Genomic DNA, 18193 nt, shown 5'->3' with positions numbered 1-18193 from the left:
GCAAAATACCGGCAACTGTTTTATTGCATATGACAAAAGTACATTTTATTGCTATAGGTGGTAGCGTGATGCACCAGCTGGCAATAGCACTGAAGATAAAAGGTTACCAGGTGACAGGGAGTGACGACGAAATATTCGAGCCTGCTCTCAGCAACCTGCGCCAGGCAGGTATTCTGCCTGCTACCATGGGGTGGGATGATTCCCGCATTACCCCAGACCTGGACGCTGTCATTCTTGGTATGCACGCCCGTGGCGACAACCCTGAACTACTGAAAGCCAAAGAACTGAACCTCAGGATCTACTCATTCCCCGAATATATCTACCAGGAAAGTTTGCAAAAGAAACGTGTGGCAGTCGGTGGCAGTCATGGTAAAACCACCACTACTGCTATGATTATGCATGTGTTACAACAGGCAGGCCAGGACTTCGATTACCTTGTAGGCGCACGTCTGGCTGGTTTTGCACAATCCGTGAACATCACCAGTGCACCCACCATCGTGATGGAAGCAGACGAATACCCTGCCTCTGTGATCGAAAAGCGCCCGAAGTTCCATTTTCTCCACCCACATATCGCTGTTTTAACCGGTATTGCCTGGGACCACATTAATGTGTTCCCTACTTATGAGATCTACCTGGAACAGTTCTCTATCTTTATCAAAACCATGGAAAAGGGCGCGACCCTGATCTATAACGATACCGATCCTGAGCTGGTGAAGCTGGTAAATGCCGAAGGCGGTCACCTGAAACTGGTCCCTTATGGCGTACCTCCGCACCAGATCAACAATGGTGTGACCAGCGTTACCTTTGGTGGTCAAACCAAAGAATTGGAAGTATTCGGCGACCACAACCTGCTGAATATGCACGCTGCCAGACTGGTTTGCAACGAACTGGGCGTAGATGATACTACGTTTCTATCCGCCATTGCTACCTTCAAAGGGGCAGCGAAGCGACTGGAACTGGTAGGCAAAAATGATCATTGCGCTATTTACCGCGACTTTGCCCATGCACCATCCAAAGTGAAGGCCACGATCGAAGCCCTAAAAGAACAATACCCATCCCGTCAGCTGATCGCTGTACTGGAATTACATACTTATAGCAGCCTGAATGCCGCCTTTATGGTGCAGTACCAGGGTGCTATGGACAAGGCAGATGTGCCTGCCGTATTTTATAGTCGTCATGCCCTGGAAATCAAGCGTATGCCAGATCTGCAGCCGGAAGGCATTGCACAGGGATTTGGCAGAAACGACCTCCAGGTATTCAATAACAGAGAGCATCTGCAGGCGTTTCTGGACGCACAAAATTATCAGAATGCAAACCTCCTGCTGATGAGTTCAGGAGATTATGAAGGAATGAACGTACCTTCGCTCACAAAGTATTTATAAAAATCAGTCATGCCATCACTGCAACTTACAAGGCCCCTGGCCGTTATTGACCTTGAGACAACCGGTACCAATGTGGCCACAGACCGTATCATCGAGATTGCGATCGTTAAAGTAATGCCCGACAAGAGCATTCAGAAAAAAACAAGACGCATCAACCCAGGCATGCCGATCCCTCCAGCTACTACTGCCATTCATGGAATCAGTGATGAAGATGTGAAGGATTGTCCTACATTTAAACAGGCTGCGAATGAACTGAGACAGTTCATGGACAATTGCGATATAGCCGGATATAACTCAAACCGTTTTGACATACCGCTGCTGGTAGAAGAATTCCTCCGTACCGGACTGGAATTCGATGTAAAAGGACGTAAATTCATCGATGTACAGAAGATCTTCCATCTGATGGAGAAGCGTACCCTCAGCGCGGCCTACAAATTCTACTGCGATAAGAATCTTGAGAATGCACATAGCGCGGAAGCCGATGCACTCGCTACTTACGAAATCCTGGAAGCCCAGCTCGACCGTTACGAACAGTTACAATCAGAGGTGGAACCCCTGGCTGAATTTACCAAAGAAGAAGAATATGTTGACTTTGCCCGCCGCATGATCATGCAGAACGGCACAGAAGTTTTCAACTTCGGAAAGTACAAAGGCAGGGCGGTAAGAGATGTGTTGAAGATTGAGCCTCAATATTATGACTGGATGATGAAGGCCGATTTCCCTTTGAATACCAAGCAAAAACTCACAGACATCTACCATAGTATGATGTTAAAAAAGATTTAATGTTTATAAAATAGGGAACATATTTCCCGATTATTATAATTTCGCAGTCCTAAAACAACACTTAGCTGATTGGAAAAGCTTGTCATCATTCCGACCTACAACGAGAAGGATAATATCAGGAAGATCATTGATGCAGTATTCTCACTGCAGGAGGACTTTCACATTCTGATCGTTGACGATGGGTCGCCGGATGGAACCGGGAATATAGTAAAGTCCTTACAGCAGCAACATCCGGGGGAGCTCTTCCTTTCGGAAAGAAGCGGCAAACAAGGGTTGGGTACTGCCTATATTCATGGGTTCAAGTGGGCGTTGGCCAAGGGATACCAGTATATCTTCGAGATGGACGCGGACTTCTCCCATAACCCGAAAGATCTGCCAAGGCTTTATAATGCCTGTGCAAGAGAAGGTGGGGATGTAGCCGTTGGCTCCCGCTATGTAAAAGGTGGCAGAACCGAAAACTGGCCATGGGACAGGGCTGTGCTCTCCTACGGCGCTTCTGTATATGTACGGTTCGTGACCTGGATGCGTGTAAAAGATGCGACCGCCGGATTCGTATGTTACAAGAGACAGGTACTGGAATCTATTAACCTGGATGCGATCCGGTTCGTTGGATATGCATTCCAGATCGAAATGAAGTTTACTGCCTGGAAACTGGGCTTTAAGGTGAAGGAAGTGCCTATCACCTTTATAGATCGTAAGGAAGGATATTCCAAGATGAGCAAGGGGATTGTAAAAGAAGGGATATTGGGCGTGCTAAAGATTCAATGGGAGAGCCTGTTTAGGAAGTATGAGAGAAGAGTGCGGAACGAACAGTTACAGGAGCAGGAACAATAGAGAATGCTGATATCGCTGCCTCAGCCTATTGGCAGCGAACTGATACAAAAATGAAAAAACCTTTGCTGCAATTACACCTGTCAGTCTTCCTGGCAGGTTTTACAGGCATCCTGGGGAAGTTGATTTCCCTGAATGAAGGATTGCTCGTTTGGTACCGACTATTATTCACTGTCATTTCTCTGTTTATTATATTTCGCTGGAAGGGAATGTTGTCGCGACTGTCGTGGAGACAATTGGTGCCTATTGGATTGAATGGTGTGGTGATTGCTATGCACTGGCTGTTCTTTTATGGGAGTATTAAGTACTCGAATGTAAGTATAGGTGTGGTTTGTTTTTCATTGACAAGTTTGTTTACAGCGGTGCTGGATCCGATTATCAGCCGGCGAAAATTTGATGTGAGAGAGTTGCTATTGAGTGGGATTACCCTGGCAGGGATTGTGATGATTTTCCATTTTGATTCGCAGTATCATACAGGAATTATAATGGGGATCGTGTCATCAGTTTTTGCGGCGTTGTTTACCATTGTGAATAAGCAGTTGCTCATGCATTATGATTCACCTTCCATTACGTTTTATGAGTTGTTGGTAGGATTTGTGGTGCTGTCGATGTTTATGCCGATGTATTTGGGAGTGGTGAATCAACATTTCTTACTGCCGTCTACGACGGATCTGATTTATTTGCTGATATTGAGCTGGGCGTGTACGGTGTGTATGTATATGTTACTGATGGCGGCGTTGAAGAAGGTGAGTTCGTTTACGACTAATCTGACTTTTAATTTAGAACCGGTTTATAGTATTATTATAGCGTTTGCGTTATTTCAGGAGAATAAGCAGTTGAGCTGGGCTTTTTATGCGGGGTTGGGGTGTATTATTCTTTCGGTGTTTTTGCAGATGCGAAGAGTGATAGCAAAATAAAAGAAGCCGCCTTTATGAGGCGGCTTCTTTTATTTTAATAATGTACATACCCGATCAAACCCCGAGCCTTAGTACCAGATGTCACTGATATACTTCCTTTGAAAATAACGGTGTAACTGCGTTGTACAGTAAGGTTCGCGATATTCCCGGTAGTTAATGCCATGGTAGCAAATACAGACCTACCTGACAACGGTGTATCTGACGAAGCAGAACGGGTTACATAGAGCGTATCCTTTACGTTTACATTGTAAGCGACCGGGATGTAATCACTCAGTTCACCGGGACTAAGTCCTGCCACTACCACACCATGTTTGGCGGAGTAGAGATCAACGGTTTGACCGGTGGTATCGTTTAAGACCGTGTGAATAAAACGGATATCGATCTTGCCGGTATCAGGTGTAGGGAATGCATCCTGTGTAAAGATCTGCCCTGCACTGGTGAGAATAAAAGTATAGTATTTACCAGCTTCGAAAGTGTCACTGAAGCTTTGTAAACTGATGCTGTCACCGACTAAAGTACCGGGTTTAAACAGCTCTACTGTTTGTGTACCAGGGTCAATAGTGAGATAAGAATTGACACCTGATACAGGGTAGATACCATTGTAAGTGATGGCAGCACCATTCACTTTAGTACCTCCCACATAGATATTGAATGTATCCAGGTTTGTTGATACATGTACTACTTTTAAATACGCTTTTCCACTTGTTCCTTCTTGCGTAGCATGAATCGTGAATTCCTTTTTACAGGCTGTGATCCCCATCAATAAGGCCATACCTGCTAATATGAATCTCCGCATATCAAATATTTTTATTGTTGTGAAAACCAGCATTCCTTCGTGTGATAATCCAGTTCCAAAGCACCCAATGCTGTCAGTGCAGGAATGTTGTACAGGTACTCTGAGTTGTACCTTGGACGACAACGGTAAGTCAGTTTCTGGTTGTTATTGATATACAGATCAGCAGCGCTGAGCGGCGTCCATCCTGCATATACCTGCGCCCCTGTAACAGGGTCGAGGTCTGTGTAGTGGAATCGACGCATATCTACCCATACTTCATTTACACCAAAGCAATACATAGCAATGTACTTTTGCAGCATGATATGTGTGAGGGTCAGGTTTGCCGCACTTGTAGGTACCACACTGGCATTGGCCATGTAAGTGGCTTTTGCAGTAGCCGTCATTTCCTTGCCTGTAGGAATGTTTGTAGGATAATCCAACATCATATCCATGCTGAGAGAGATCGCGTTTGTATAGGCAGTCAAGGCAGTAGCCTTATCACCTTTGCGATAAGCCGCTTCTGCTTTCATGAATTGCATTTCTGTAGCTGTCATTACCGGCCATGGAGAATCATCTGCATAGAGGTAACGTGGATTCAGTGATTTGGAAGAACTATACTGACCACCCCAATAGTTGCGTGGCAGATCGGCAGTATCTAAACCAGTGCTACCGGTAGCGCCATAGTTAGGACGGATACCTTTGAAGGTACCATTGAAATTTTCACGAATCAGGTAGTAAGCACGGGGATCAGCCACTGGGAAGACGGTGTTGTTGCCACTTTCAAGGTTGGCGATATACTCGCCCTGTACAAGAGAACCGATGTTTGCACGGAAAGGACCAAAGTAGTTTTTAGTCGCGCTGGTTGATGCATTCGCTACTCTGTAAATGGCATTATCTTCATTGCTGCTCATGGCCAGATCTGCATACTTGATTACAGAATCCGGCTGGTAAGTAGATTTATTGGAGAGATGATTGTAAGAACGGGCAAGAACACCATATACAAACTTCTTCCACTTATTCACATCACCATTGTAGAGGTAAGCATCGCCTTTGGCAAGGTTGGTAGCGCTTACATTATCACCAGTCATGTTCAGGTAAGTGAGTGCACGAAAAGCAACAGCCCTGGCAGTATCGTATACTTCGGCCTGTGAGTCGTAGTCAAACTGATCCTGGCTGGTGTTGAAGGCTTCTTTCAACACTACTTCACCATATTGATCCGTGAGACTGAGCCATCCCCAGGCACGCAGTGCATAGGCGACACCTACGTAATCCCATTTCTTTTGTTCAATCCCCCACTCTACTACCTTGTTCAGGTTTTGTCCCATGCCATAATAGTGGGCAGCCCACAGGTTCCCCATGATGTCGCTGGAACCCGTAGCGCCTCCCATTTTGTCGTATTGGTTGCCATTAGCATTTGCACACCAAAATTGTATATAACGCCCGATGTAATAGTTATCTACTACGGTTCCATAGTTCGTACCATTGGCCGTATAACTGTTGACCAGGTTAGAGATCAGGTTGGGCAATAATGTTTCGATCGGTTGTTCCACATCCGCATTGGGATTGGTGTAGGCATCATCAATCAGCTTCTTACACCCCGTACCCAGCATACCTATGATAGCGCCGAAGCAGGCATATTTCAACAATTTATTCTTAGTCATACCTGTAGTTTTTTAATTAAAATGAAACCCTTAAACCAAAGTTGGCACTCACCGGAGCAGGCAGGTTGCCATAGTCAAATCCAAAACCACCCACGCCTCTGTTGGCAGATGTATTACCATTGCTTACAGGGTCTGCGCCTCTGTAGTTGGTGATCAGTACCAGGTCATTGAAGGTGGCGAATGCACCTATGTTGCTGATACCTTTCCACTTGCCAAAGTTGTAGCTGATGGTCAGATCGCGAAGGCGGAACCAGTTCACATCTTTCTGTATGAATTCTTCTTCAGGCATATTTGTATAGTAAGCCTGCTGGCGATAAGGGAGTACTACGATATTGTTTTCTGTAGGCTTGTCTGTGTTCTGCAATCCATCGTTCAGCACACCTTTGATGATACGGGCAGTTTCTCTGTCGGCAGTCTTGATGCCTTTACCTTGAACGGTCAGGTACATGTCGGTAGCGTCAAATACATCACCGCCAACTTTCAGGTCCCAGAGGAAACTCAATGTCCATTTTTTATAACGGAGGGTATTGTTGATACCCAGGGTGAAGTCTGGATTACGATCACCGATCACGCCGAAGGTAGCATCGACAACAGGGAGGCCTGTTAAAGGATTGATGAGGATATCACCTTTGTTGCTGCGGGAATAGTGATAACCTGTGATAGTAGTCGTTGCACCGCCTTTCTTGAGCCCCCCTCTGGCATTGCCGTACACCCAGGTATCAGCGATGTAATATTCAGTGAGGGTGCTTGGGATGGCAAGCACCTTGTTGTACATCTTGTTAAAGTTCAGTGTCAGGTCCCATCCAAAATCTTTTTTTCGCACGGGTGTCGCAGAGATCATGGCTTCGATACCTTTATTGCGGGTAGAGGCCGCGTTCATGGTATTCAGGATAAAACCGGTAGCATAGCTGGCGCGGAAGTTTTCAGCGATCTGGTCTTTCACCAGTGTATTGTAGTAAGAAACTTCTGCATTGATTTTACCATCGAACATCCTGAACTCTGTACCTATTTCAAAGGTCTTTTGTCTTTCCGGTTTCAGGTTAGGATTCGCATTGGTATACCCATATGAATATCCACCACCACTAGCCAGGTTATTCACAAATACAGACTGGTTGGCATAGGGTGAAGAGAGTCGTGCGGTACTCGCCATGGAAGCGCGTACTTTCCAGTAGCTCAGCACCTTGCTGGTTTTCATACCTGGAATCACTTCACTTGGAATGAAGCTGGCGCTGATGCCTGGGTAGTTATAATTGCGGGAGGCGGCTGGCATGATGCTCGTTGTTTCGAAACGCTGTGTGAAGCTCACGAATGCGAGATCGCTGTAGCCGATGGCTGCTTCGCCGAAGTAAGCGATATTCCTGTTGATGCTCATGTTGTACAGGCCTTTTGCATTTCTGAGCAGGCGGGTACGGGTGGTGGGATCTGTATTGCTGCTGTCTGTACCCATAGGGTCAGTGAGGTTGGTACCTCTTACGGCATACATACCTGTTTCATTATCCTGCCACATGGTACCGATCATTAAGCGACCGTTGAACTTCTTGTAACTCTTGGTAGCGGTTGCAGTGATGGTGTGGTTATAACTCCAATATTTCAGGTAGTAATTTTCCAGTGCACCATTTTGTGCGGCAGTAACATTGTAGGAATCAGGGTTGTATAACATATAACCGTCGGTGTGATAGGCATCGTAACCGAAGCGACCTGCTACTACCAGCCATGGGAATGGATTGATGTTGATACCCAGGGTCGCGATGTAACGGTTATTTTTATCCTGGCTCAGGTTACGTTCCACACTGAATACGGGGTTATCTACTTCTGAATTCGGAGAGTTGCCCGCTACGAGAGTAGCTTTGCCACCTGTAGAATCCTGCCAGTCATGGATATCATGATCGGTAGGCCAGAGGTATAAATCCAGCAGGTAACCGCCGGCACCTCTCAGGGGTTTGTTGTTCACACTGTTGATTACAGAGAAGCTCGGTGTGATTTCTACATACTTACCGATTTTGGTAGTATTGCTTAAGCGCAGGTTGAGTTTCTTGTAATTATTGTTAGGGATCACACCATCCTGGTTGATGTAAGATGCAGAGAAACGAAAACCGGAATTCTTCACACCAAAGTCAACACCGAGGTTATGGCTTTGGGTAAAACCGGTTCTGAAAAAGTTGTGCACGTTATCATACAGTTTTGTGGTATCGCTGTATTTAGGACCAAAGAAGGTGCCACTACCAGACTGGAAGATGGAGCTATACACGCCGTCATTACCAGTGTTGTAGGCATTGGTCACTTTATTGAAGCGGGTGATCTTTTGTGTACGGAAGCTATTGTCATAGCTCACGTGAATGCCTTTTCCTTTGCTTCTTTTGGTAGTGATCACGATGGCGCCGGAGCTGGCCTGGCTACCATACAATGCAGTGGCTTCAGGGCCTTTCAGTACGGTGATGCTGGCGATATCAGCAGGGTTGATGTCGGCAGCGCGGTTGGTGTAATCACTGTTTTTGTTTGCCATGTCGGATACGAGGCCGATACCTGCACCGCCATTGGAGCTTTGGTTCAGGGTCTGGTTGTCAACGATGATACCATCTACGACGAACAGTGGTTGGTTGCTCAGGGAGAGAGAGTTGAAACCTCTGAGTACGATAGAGGAACCGGAGCCTGCCTGTCCTGTGGTAGGTGTGATGGTCACACCGGCTACCCTGCCTTGTAAAGCATTGACAAAGTTTTCACGTTGGGTGGCGGCGATTTCATCACCACTTACACGCTGTACGGAGTAACCGAGTTCACGGGCATTACGCTTGATGTCCATGGCAGTGACTACCACTTCGCCGAGTTCACCATTGCTGGGTTTCATCACGACTTTGGAGGCATCGCTGGCATTGATTCTTACTATGCCATAGCCGATGTACGAAAAGAGGAGTTGTTGATCTTTTTCAGCGGGAATGGTATAGTGGCCGCTGGCATCGGTTTGGGTCCCTTTTTTGGTGGTAGTGTTGACTACAGTTACACCAATCAAAGGGGTTTTCCCGTCTTCTGCCAATACGGTACCTGTTACCGGCGCCGTCTGACCAAATGACTGTAATAATGAGGATAGAAGCAGGACTATCATCATTCCGGCAAATTTTCGCATAGCATTGATTTTATGAATAAATAGGCAAAAGCATCCCTGCTGCGCAGATAGCGCAGTTTCAACAAACCAGAATAAACTGAGTGATACTTGTGTACCTCAGTAAATGAATACCCTGTAGCTACATAGTGCTATTGTTTACGATCAAATGTGACTACGGCTCAGATGAATGAAAAAGTTCAATAGTTAAAGCTGGTTGATAAAAATTCTTACATACTGGTATACTTACCCTTCACCATAAAACAAATAAAAAAACCGCATATTCCCGCATTTATTTGGCCAATTTATGCAAATATGTTTATTGATTCATGCATAAAGCGGCATTGGGGAGAAAATACTATTATTTTTATTTAACCTTTCATACTTTTTACGGGATTCGCGAAGTGTATTTTTTTTAATTTGGTAGTCATATGAAAAAAATGATGGTTACAGCCGTTCTATCCGGCATATCTCTTCTCACCTATGCGCAACAACCAGCAAAAAAACCGCTCGATCAAAGTGTGTATGACAGCTGGCAAAGCATTGGCACCAAAGTCATCAGCAACAACGGACAATTAGTTGCTTATACCATTACACCACAGGAAGGTGATGCTTCGCTGGTGATCTATAACACAAAATCAAAGAAACAAATTTCGGTGCCCCGTGGTAGTACACCGGTCATCACAGAAGATAACCGGTATGTGGTGTTTGCCATTAAACCCACTTTTGCGGCTGTAAGACAGGCAAAAATTAAAAAGAAAAAACCGGCAGAAATGCCGAAAGACTCACTGGGGATCTTGTATCCTGGTGCAGATACTGTATACAAAACAGGTACCATCCGCAGTTTCAAAACACCTGAAAAAGGCAGCGGTGTACTCGCTTACCTGCTGGAAAAAACACAGGTGGATACGAGTAGCGGCAACCTGGTGATTGTATCGCTCAATAAACAACAACAGGATACCATAAAAAACGTACAGGATTATGTGATCAGTAAAACGGGTAACTACCTGCTCGTAGAACTGGTGGCAGATAAAAAAGATTCTACTACACATGATGCCTTGCTGCGCTGGGATGTAGGCGCGAGAAAAGCAGATACACTGAGCAGAGGTTTTGGGAACAGAACACAACTTTCATTTGATGATGCAGGTAAACAAGCGGCCTGGGTAAACACCCGCGATAGCGTAAAAGCACTGCAACAGTTCTATGAATTGTATTACTATACTGCTGGTCAGGATACGGGTGCGATTGTGGCGGATAGGAACACCAAGGCGTTTCCGGCAGGTTGGTCTGTGAGTCAAAATGGTAAAGTATGGTTCAGCAAAAATGGTGAAAGATTATTCTTTGGTTCTGCACCTGTTCCGCCTGCAAAGGATACAAGTATCGTAGAATTTGAAGTGGCAAAAGTAGATATCTGGAATTACCTGGATGATTACCTGCAACCGATGCAGCTGAAAAACCTGGAAAAAGATCAGCAGAAGAATTTCCTCGCTGTATATTTTCCTGATAATAAAAAAGTATTGCAACTCGCAGATAAAGATGTGGATAATGTGAAGGTTGCTGATGAAGGGAATAGTGATTATGCAATTGCCTATACAGACAAAGATCAGAGAGTGGCGGTACAGTGGACAGGCGGTACGTTGAAAACATCTTACCTGCTGCGTATTACAGATGCTTCACGCAAACTGATCATCAAAGACCTGGATAGTGCATCTTATATTTCTCCTGATGGTAAATATGTGATCTGGTATGACCTGAATCAAAAACATTATTTCACATACGAAACTGCAACAGGTACTACGCGTAATATCACTTCCAACATCCCTGTTCAGGTATATGATGAAGAAGATGATCAGCCGGAAACACCGGGTAACTATGGTATTGCAGCATGGCTGGAAAAGGATGCAGCTGTGTATATCTACGACAGGTATGATATCTGGAAAGTAGATCCTGCCGGAAAGCAGGCGCCAGTAATGATTACAGGTGGTACGGGCAGACAACAGCATCTTGTGTTCCGCTATGTGAAATTAACTAAAGATGAACGCTTCCTGAAAGCAGGTCAGCAACTGGTGTTGGTGACTTATAATGATATCACAAAAGAAAACGGTTATTATACGGCAGAAAGTACAAAGAGTAATTTGAAACCAGTAGTAATGGGGCCTTACAACTATACAAAACTGGTAAAGGCAGATAATGCGAATTACTATTTGTATTCAAAAGAAAATTATCAGCAATCTCCGGATGTATATGGTGGTAGCGATATTCCACATGCTGTACAACTGAGTCATCTCAATCCACAGCAGGCGGAATATAACTGGGGTACAGCTTCTCTCTTTAAATGGACGGCTTATAATGGTCAGCCGGCTGAAGGTATTTTGTACAAACCGGAAGACTTTGATAGTACGAAGTCTTATCCGGTGCTGATGTATTTTTATGAGAAATTGTCTGAGCAATTATACTGGTATATTCCACCTGCACCGACACCTTCCAGACTGAATATTTCTTTCTTTGTGAGCAGAGGTTATCTGGTACTGGTACCTGATATTCATTATGAAAAAGGGCATCCGGGCAAAAGTGCGTATGACTATGTAGTGAGTGGAGCACGTGCATTAGCGGCACATTCATGGGCAGATAGTACGAAGATGGGTATACAGGGGCAAAGTTGGGGTGGTTATCAGGTGGCTTACCTGATCACTGCTACTAAGTTGTTCAGTGCAGCATGGGCGGGTGCGCCAGTGGCAAATATGACGAGTGCTTATGGTGGTATCAGATGGGAAAGTGGTATGAACAGGCAGTTCCAGTATGAGCGGTCTCAGAGTCGTATTGGTGCTACGCTGTGGGAGAAACCGGAATTGTATATCGAGAATTCCCCCCTCTTCCACCTGCCAAATGTTTCTACTCCATTGGCAATCATGGCAAACGATGCGGACGGTGCAGTGCCCTGGTATCAGGGTATAGAGCTGTTTACAGGTATGCGCAGACTGGGGAAACCAGTGTGGATGCTGAATTACAACAATGAAGCACATAATTTGATACAGCGGCAGAATAGAAAAGATATTTCCCGTAGGGAGCAACAGTTCTTTGATCATTTCCTGAAGGGGGCACCTGCGCCTGAGTGGATTTCGAAAGGGGTGCCTGCGTTGGATAAGGGTAGAAACTGGGGTTGGGATGTAGAGAAAAACTAATGTCCGATGCCGGGCAAAACAGTTGTTAACTAACTGATTTCAGGGATACAAATCAAAAGCAATAAGGGCCGCAAATTGCGGCCCTTATTGCTTTTAGCCCGATTTATCCGTTATAAAGTATTGTGTCTCAGTTCAATCAAATTATTTTTTTTTATATACTATCTAAGTTCTATGTTTGTATCAGAAATGAGACCCTGATTGGAATGTGATTGTAACCGACTAACCACCTAACATGCTGATCCTATGAACTTCCGTATCTACTCCCCGGCGGCATCGCTTGCCCCTTATGTAAAGCATTACTATCATTTACAGAATAGCAATGATGGCTTGCTACATCTTCCTCAGAACCTGTTTTCTTTGGGTGACCTGTATATGGTTTTCTTGCAGGAGGGTGAAGTAACTTTTCAGCCTGAACAACATGCTTCTTTTACACTGCCTAAAGCAGCTGTGGTAGGACATTTCACCTGTCATCATACCATCAAGGTACAAGGGCCGGTAAAGATGACGGTTGTACAGCTGAATGCTTATGGTTGTTATAAACTGGCCGGATTGAACATGTCCGCTTTTAACAATTATTATCGTGATTTGCTGAAGCAGGATAGTGGGCAGTGGCAGCATTTGGTAGAAGCGATACAGCAAACTACCAATTTTATGCAGTTGGATGCTGTGCTGGATAAGGTGTTTATTGATATGATGTCTACACAGGAGCATCCTCTGAAGCAGATGGATGAAGTAGCTGATTATATGCTGCGTCATCAGGGGCATGTGAATATTGAAAGGTTGGTGAGGAAGTTTAAGATTTCCCGTCCTACATTGGAGAGGAAGTTTATGGAGGTGATTGGGATAACGCCACAGTTGTATGCCAGGATGTTAAGATTCAGAGATGCGATGAGGCATATGCAGCAGATGAATGTAGAACAGTGGCAGTCGTTTATTACGAAGAGTGAGTCTTACAACCAGGATTTGTTTAATCAGGATTTTCAGTTTTTTAAGGGTTCTGAGAGTACGATAGCGAGGATGCCGGTGGCACAGACGATGGCGGTGGCGTAATTTTACGATAGCCTGAATGTTTGTATCATAGACGATGGCGGTGGCGAAAGTGAGGATTGATTTTACGATAGCCTGAATGTTTGTATCACAGACGATGGCGGTGGCGAAAGTGAGGATTGATTTTACGATAGCCTGAATGTTTGTATCACAGACGATGGCGGTGGCGAAACGATAGGAATAATGCTTCTATTCCCCTGCTTGAATTTTTGCTTGCGCAGATAATTTTTACTATACAATTAAAAAGGTGTCTTGTTCGAGGCACCTTTTTTGCTTTCTTTGTAGCTCATACTGATTTCTATGATGCTCAACCATAACCACAACGCCGAGTACTGGCGTGAACATTTGCAATTGGAATCTCATGTGGAAGGCGGTTCTTTCCGGGAAACGTACCGGGCGGCTCTGAAAGTGCCAACGTCTGTATTGCCGTCTACCTTTAAAGGGGAGCGGAATGCTTCGACGGGGATTTATTTCTTGCTGGAATTTGGGGATTTTTCTGCTTTCCATAGAATAGCAGCAGATGAGATGTGGCATTTTTATGATGGGTATACACTCACGATATATGAGATTAAGGCAGAGGGGGCACTGGTGGTGCATCAGTTGGGGAAACATGTGCATTTGGGAGAAACGCCACAGTTGGTGATATCGGCGGGGAGTTGGTTTGCTTCGAGAGTAGAGGTGGAAGATGGGTATACATTGGTAGGATGTACGGTAGCGCCGGGGTTTGATTTTGCGGATTTTGAGTTGGGGGACCGGGCGGAATTGCAGAAGGCGTACCCTGCGCATGCGGGAATTGTGGAGGAATTAACCAGATAACTGAAGGTTTAGGGCTGAATTAATCAGCAAGCTGATAGTGAGGACTGAATTGACCAAATCAATGATGGCTGGTGAATGAGCTAACCGGGTAATTGAGGATTGAATTTATCAGATCAATGATGGTTAAATTAACCAGATAATTTATGATTGCCAATATGAAAAAGTTTATACGGTTTTTGATATTAGTAGGGTTTGCATTATTACTCTTCTGGCTGGGAAAACAGTTTGGGAGTAAGAATGTGAACCAGGAGATATTATCAAACAGCATGATTGTAAGGGAGATTGCGGAGCTGGCAAGTTTGGAAGTGCAGGGGAATGCGACGATCAAGAGGAGCAATGTGGCGAATGATGGGAGTTGGATGAGTAATATGAAAAAAGCATTTGTAGAGAATACAATTTGGGTGACGGTGCCTTATGTGGCGAAGTATGGGGTGGATGTGGATTCCCTGAATTTTAAGGTGGAAATTTCTGATAAAAAGATTGTGGTGAAGTTGCCGGAGCCGAAGTTGTTGAGTTATGAGTTAAGGGTAGACAGGATGGAGACGGCGAACAGGAAGGGGTGGTTGTTGTTTTCGGATGACGAGACGTATACAGATGTGCAGAAGAAATTATATACAGAATCGAGGGGGCAATTGGAGGGGAATAAGTTGTATGTGAATCAGAGTAAAGAAAAGGTGGTGAAGATTATCAAAGAATATTATAAACCGTGGTTAAAGGATCACGAGTTAATAGTGGAGTTTGATGGCGAAAAGGTCCCTACTCTCAATTAGCAAAAAAATCAGGTCGGGCTTTGCCCGACCTGATTTTTTTGCACGGGCGGTCACTGCTGCCACTGGCCAAAGGCCAGTGGCAGCAGTGACCGCGATTTTTAGGCGGCATTATTGGCGATGTATTTTACTAGACTTCGTTTGGCGATCGGTAACAATGTTTCATTTATAGGAAATGCCAGCTTCGTATCCACGCGGTACACAGCAGGATTCGGCAGTTTCTTCCGTTTTTTAATAAGAGTAGTTTTGATATGTTCGCAGGAATGAACAAGATCTTTAGCAAATGACTCAAGGTACTCTGTGTGAATTCCCCTATACCTCTCATCGTGCCGCTCAAAAATGCTTAACCTGTACTCATATACCAAAGTCTCCTGTTGCCGGCCATCACACAAAAAGAAATACCCCTCCTGAGAATCCAGGGGAATTAGGCCTACGGGGGAAATCTGCAGACTGTCCTCTACAAATTCATAGATTTCAGTACCATCTTTGATGGCAGTATTCATCCGGAACATAGCGAACTGAATAATATTTTCCAGCTCCTTCATCAGCTCATCATCCGCGATGATCTGCTCATACAATAACTGTAGACGTTCAATATTCACAGCGGTCAGTCTCTTGGGAAATTGTTGTTGCAGGTACTGCTTGTTGTCCCTGAAAGATACCAGGTTGTTGTAGTGAAAAATGAGGTCCCCCAGCTGCGGATACAGCTTGTTTTCATTAAAATAACGGTTGATTTGTTGAAGATAAGCCAGTAAAGAGTACTTTTTCGACTCAAAATCAATATAACCGTCTGCAAACCAAGTTTCGCTCAGACTCTTCATATTAAAGATAAATTAATGGATTATCACACTTAATTTACAAAAAAAAGTGCATATTCCACCACCCATTTTTGTGGTATCCATGGGGATTCCAGGGTCAAAATGACCCCCAAAAACTCCTATCAGGAAATAATTTTGAGGGCTGATGCATTTATTGAACTTATTTCTTTAACTTCAGTATTATTTTTCATTTTTTTAATTTTTTAGTCATGAACATTTACGTAGCCAACCTGCACTACAGGTTGAACGATGCGGACCTTCACCAGATATTCAGCGAATTTGGCGAGGTAACTTCTGCAAAAATTATCAAGGACCATGAGACTGGCCGTTCACGCGGTTTTGGTTTTGTGGAAATGCCAAACCAGGAAGAAGGTAGCAAGGCTATGGATAGTTTGAACGGTACTGAAATCGAAGGCAAACAACTGATGGTAAACGAAGCAAGACCTAAACAACCGAATAATAATTCAAGAGGTGGTGGATTTGGTGGAAACCGCGGTGGCGGCGGATATGGTGGCGGCGGTGGCCGTGGCCGTTACTAATTATTCTGTTGGCCCAAAGCTTATTTCGGTCAAGAAATTAAAGGCTCCCGATTCCGATTGGGAGCTTTTTTTGTGCCCTGATGCCAACAAAAAAAAGCGCTCCCACCACAAGGTGAAAGCGCTCTTCGCTAAAAAGGTTCGCCATCAGCGGGCAATTGAAGCCGAGGCAAAGCCCATTAATATTCCCGATGCGTATCGAAATGCTCTAACTCATGCACTACCGCACTTAAGAAGGTAGAACCCAATGCCCCATCAATAATTCTATGATCATAAGACATTGACAGATACATCATATGACGGATCGCAATCGTATCACCATGCTCCGTCTCTATCACCACCGGACGTTTCTTTATCGTACCCACCGCTAGTATCGCTACCTGCGGCTGATTAATAATAGGTGTGCCCGCCAGGCTACCAAAATTCCCCACATTCGTGAGGGTGATGGTACCATTCTGGGTATCATCCGGCTTTAATTTATTATTACGTGCAGCGTTTGCCAGCTGGTTTACCTGCCTGGTTAATCCCACCAGGTTCAGTTGGTCCGCATTGCGGATCACCGGTACAATCAGGTTACCGGAAGGCAGTGCTGCCGCCATACCCACATTGATATCTTTCTTGATAATGATCTTATCACCTTCGAGAGAGCTATTTAATAATGGGAAGCGTTTGATACATTTAACCAATGCTTCTATGAAAAGCGGTGTGAAAGTGATCTTCTCTCCTTCTCTCTTTTCAAAGTTCTTTTTCTCCTGCTCTCTCCACCTAACAATATTCGTTACATCTGCTTCTGCGAAGCTGGTTACGTGCGGGCTGGTCTGCACGCTTCTCACCATGTGATCAGCGATCAGCTTACGCATACGATCCATTTCAATGATCTCTGCAGTACCATTGTAAGATACAGAGTGACCATTGGAAGTAGCTTGTGTTTGTGGTTGTACCTGCACCTGTACCTGGGGTACCTGTGATGGTGGTTGTGATTGTTTTTGTGGCTGAGGTTGAGCCTGAGCTTGTTCCTCTGCTGGCGCTTCTGCGGCCCTGGCCGGCATTGGCGTAGCGGTAGGCACAAAACCTTTCGCCTTGGATTCAACGTAGTTGAGTATATCTTTCTTAGTCACACGACCCTCAGTGCCCGTACCCGGAATCTTCTCCAGTTCGGCGAAACCGATACCTTCCTGCTGTGCGATCGTCAGCACCAGCGGAGAATAAAAACGAGGACCAGCAGCAGTTGTAAACTGTGGCTCATGTACTTCCTCCTGTGGCGTTACCACCTCCACTTCGGCCTGTTGCTGTACAGGCGCTTCAGGAGTGGTCGCAGTGGCTGCGGCTTCCACATTCGTGTTGATACGTGCTATCACAGCACCTACCGGAACTACATCATTTTCTGCGTAGAGTATCTCGGTAATTTCGCCATCGGCGATAGAAGGTACTTCGCTGTCTACCTTATCAGTGGCAATTTCCAGGATCGTCTCATCAGCTTTTACCTGATCTCCCGGTTTTTTATGCCAGCGTAATATGGTGGCTTCCATTATACTTTCTCCCATCTTGGGCATTACCAGTTCTACAATGGCCATAAGATTG

General features: G+C 45.0%; 14 protein-coding genes. 9 read left to right on the top strand and 5 right to left on the bottom strand.

Annotation, left to right across the window (positions count from 1 at the left end; genetic code table 11):
- Nucleotides 1-29 precede the first annotated feature (29 nt).
- The 4 genes from SIO70_RS12660 to SIO70_RS12645 all read left to right on the top strand — a co-directional run bounded on the left by SIO70_RS12660 (nucleotide 30) and on the right by SIO70_RS12645 (nucleotide 3913).
- The gene (locus SIO70_RS12660) at nucleotides 30-1382 is read left to right on the top strand and encodes a UDP-N-acetylmuramate--L-alanine ligase (protein ID WP_320581217.1); all 1353 of its coding nucleotides are present in this window, start codon (nucleotides 30-32) and stop codon (nucleotides 1380-1382) included.
- A 9-nt stretch (nucleotides 1383-1391) separates the two neighbouring features.
- On the top strand, nucleotides 1392-2165 hold the full coding sequence (locus SIO70_RS12655) for a 3'-5' exonuclease (RefSeq protein WP_320581216.1): 774 nt from the start codon (nucleotides 1392-1394) through the stop codon (nucleotides 2163-2165).
- Nucleotides 2166-2234: 69 nt separating this feature from the next.
- A complete protein-coding gene (locus SIO70_RS12650) occupies nucleotides 2235-2999 on the top strand; it encodes a polyprenol monophosphomannose synthase (protein ID WP_320581215.1) in 765 nt (254 codons plus the stop codon).
- 50 nt (nucleotides 3000-3049) lie between these two features.
- Nucleotides 3050-3913: a DMT family transporter gene (locus tag SIO70_RS12645; RefSeq protein ID WP_320581214.1), complete on the top strand. Its 864-nt coding sequence runs from the start codon at nucleotides 3050-3052 to the stop codon at nucleotides 3911-3913.
- A gap of 34 nt (nucleotides 3914-3947) precedes the next feature.
- On the opposite strand, the gene SIO70_RS12640 is transcribed toward SIO70_RS12645, so the two are convergent.
- Genes SIO70_RS12640 through SIO70_RS12630 form a run of 3 tightly spaced genes read right to left on the bottom strand, consistent with a single transcriptional unit; the run spans nucleotide 3948 to nucleotide 9470 of the window.
- Nucleotides 3948-4709, bottom strand: coding sequence for a DUF4397 domain-containing protein (locus SIO70_RS12640; protein WP_320581213.1), 762 nt, complete (start codon nucleotides 4707-4709; stop codon nucleotides 3948-3950).
- Between the two features lie 11 nt (nucleotides 4710-4720).
- On the bottom strand, nucleotides 4721-6349 hold the full coding sequence (locus SIO70_RS12635) for a SusD/RagB family nutrient-binding outer membrane lipoprotein (RefSeq protein ID WP_320581212.1): 1629 nt from the start codon (nucleotides 6347-6349) through the stop codon (nucleotides 4721-4723).
- 16 nt (nucleotides 6350-6365) lie between these two features.
- Nucleotides 6366-9470, bottom strand: coding sequence for a SusC/RagA family TonB-linked outer membrane protein (locus SIO70_RS12630; protein WP_320581211.1), 3105 nt, complete (start codon nucleotides 9468-9470; stop codon nucleotides 6366-6368).
- Nucleotides 9471-9877: 407 nt separating this feature from the next.
- Here SIO70_RS12630 and SIO70_RS12625 point away from each other — a divergent pair, with 407 nt between their 5' ends.
- The 4 genes from SIO70_RS12625 (at nucleotide 9878) to SIO70_RS12610 (ending at nucleotide 15261) form a co-directional block, all read left to right on the top strand.
- A complete protein-coding gene (locus SIO70_RS12625; protein WP_320581210.1) occupies nucleotides 9878-12628 on the top strand; it encodes an alpha/beta hydrolase family protein in 2751 nt (916 codons plus the stop codon).
- 243 nt (nucleotides 12629-12871) lie between these two features.
- Nucleotides 12872-13678: a DUF6597 domain-containing transcriptional factor gene (locus tag SIO70_RS12620; RefSeq protein ID WP_320581209.1), complete on the top strand. Its 807-nt coding sequence runs from the start codon at nucleotides 12872-12874 to the stop codon at nucleotides 13676-13678.
- 297 nt (nucleotides 13679-13975) lie between these two features.
- On the top strand, nucleotides 13976-14491 hold the full coding sequence (locus tag SIO70_RS12615; protein ID WP_320581208.1) for a cupin domain-containing protein: 516 nt from the start codon (nucleotides 13976-13978) through the stop codon (nucleotides 14489-14491).
- Between the two features lie 155 nt (nucleotides 14492-14646).
- The gene (locus SIO70_RS12610; protein WP_320581207.1) at nucleotides 14647-15261 is read left to right on the top strand and encodes a DUF4230 domain-containing protein; all 615 of its coding nucleotides are present in this window, start codon (nucleotides 14647-14649) and stop codon (nucleotides 15259-15261) included.
- A 98-nt stretch (nucleotides 15262-15359) separates the two neighbouring features.
- Here the strand turns inward: SIO70_RS12610 and SIO70_RS12605 are convergent, their stop codons facing one another.
- Nucleotides 15360-16079 (bottom strand): hypothetical protein, encoded by a 720-nt coding sequence (locus SIO70_RS12605; RefSeq protein ID WP_320581206.1) that lies wholly within the window; start codon nucleotides 16077-16079, stop codon nucleotides 15360-15362.
- Nucleotides 16080-16285: 206 nt separating this feature from the next.
- On the opposite strand from SIO70_RS12605, the gene SIO70_RS12600 reads away from it, so the two are divergent.
- Nucleotides 16286-16615 (top strand): RNA recognition motif domain-containing protein, encoded by a 330-nt coding sequence (locus SIO70_RS12600; RefSeq protein WP_072361796.1) that lies wholly within the window; start codon nucleotides 16286-16288, stop codon nucleotides 16613-16615.
- 176 nt (nucleotides 16616-16791) lie between these two features.
- Here the strand turns inward: SIO70_RS12600 and SIO70_RS12595 are convergent, their stop codons facing one another.
- A complete protein-coding gene (locus SIO70_RS12595; RefSeq protein ID WP_320581205.1) occupies nucleotides 16792-18186 on the bottom strand; it encodes a dihydrolipoamide acetyltransferase family protein in 1395 nt (464 codons plus the stop codon).
- Nucleotides 18187-18193: the final 7 nt, after the last annotated feature.

This window comes from Chitinophaga sancti, from assembly GCF_034087045.1.
In the GTDB taxonomy this organism is placed as follows: domain Bacteria; phylum Bacteroidota; class Bacteroidia; order Chitinophagales; family Chitinophagaceae; genus Chitinophaga; species Chitinophaga sancti_B.
Note: the sequence above shows the minus strand (reverse complement) of the source record. Positions and strands in the feature narration are given on the sequence as shown.

Excerpts from the sequence above, each read along its gene's own strand:
- SIO70_RS12610 (WP_320581207.1), top strand. The coding sequence starts at position 14,647 with ATGAAAAAGTTTATACGGTTTTTGATATTAGTAGGGTTTGCATTATTA.
- SIO70_RS12660 (WP_320581217.1), top strand. The coding sequence starts at position 30 with ATGACAAAAGTACATTTTATTGCTATAGGTGGTAGCGTGATGCACCAG.
- SIO70_RS12630 (WP_320581211.1), bottom strand. The coding sequence starts at position 9,470 with ATGCGAAAATTTGCCGGAATGATGATAGTCCTGCTTCTATCCTCATTA.
- SIO70_RS12635 (WP_320581212.1), bottom strand. The coding sequence starts at position 6,349 with ATGACTAAGAATAAATTGTTGAAATATGCCTGCTTCGGCGCTATCATA.
- SIO70_RS12615 (WP_320581208.1), top strand. The coding sequence starts at position 13,976 with ATGATGCTCAACCATAACCACAACGCCGAGTACTGGCGTGAACATTTG.
- SIO70_RS12605 (WP_320581206.1), bottom strand. The coding sequence starts at position 16,079 with ATGAAGAGTCTGAGCGAAACTTGGTTTGCAGACGGTTATATTGATTTT.
- SIO70_RS12595 (WP_320581205.1), bottom strand. The coding sequence starts at position 18,186 with ATGGCCATTGTAGAACTGGTAATGCCCAAGATGGGAGAAAGTATAATG.
- SIO70_RS12620 (WP_320581209.1), top strand. The coding sequence starts at position 12,872 with ATGAACTTCCGTATCTACTCCCCGGCGGCATCGCTTGCCCCTTATGTA.
- SIO70_RS12655 (WP_320581216.1), top strand. The coding sequence starts at position 1,392 with ATGCCATCACTGCAACTTACAAGGCCCCTGGCCGTTATTGACCTTGAG.
- SIO70_RS12600 (WP_072361796.1), top strand. The coding sequence starts at position 16,286 with ATGAACATTTACGTAGCCAACCTGCACTACAGGTTGAACGATGCGGAC.
- SIO70_RS12625 (WP_320581210.1), top strand. The coding sequence starts at position 9,878 with ATGAAAAAAATGATGGTTACAGCCGTTCTATCCGGCATATCTCTTCTC.
- SIO70_RS12645 (WP_320581214.1), top strand. The coding sequence starts at position 3,050 with ATGAAAAAACCTTTGCTGCAATTACACCTGTCAGTCTTCCTGGCAGGT.
- SIO70_RS12640 (WP_320581213.1), bottom strand. The coding sequence starts at position 4,709 with ATGCGGAGATTCATATTAGCAGGTATGGCCTTATTGATGGGGATCACA.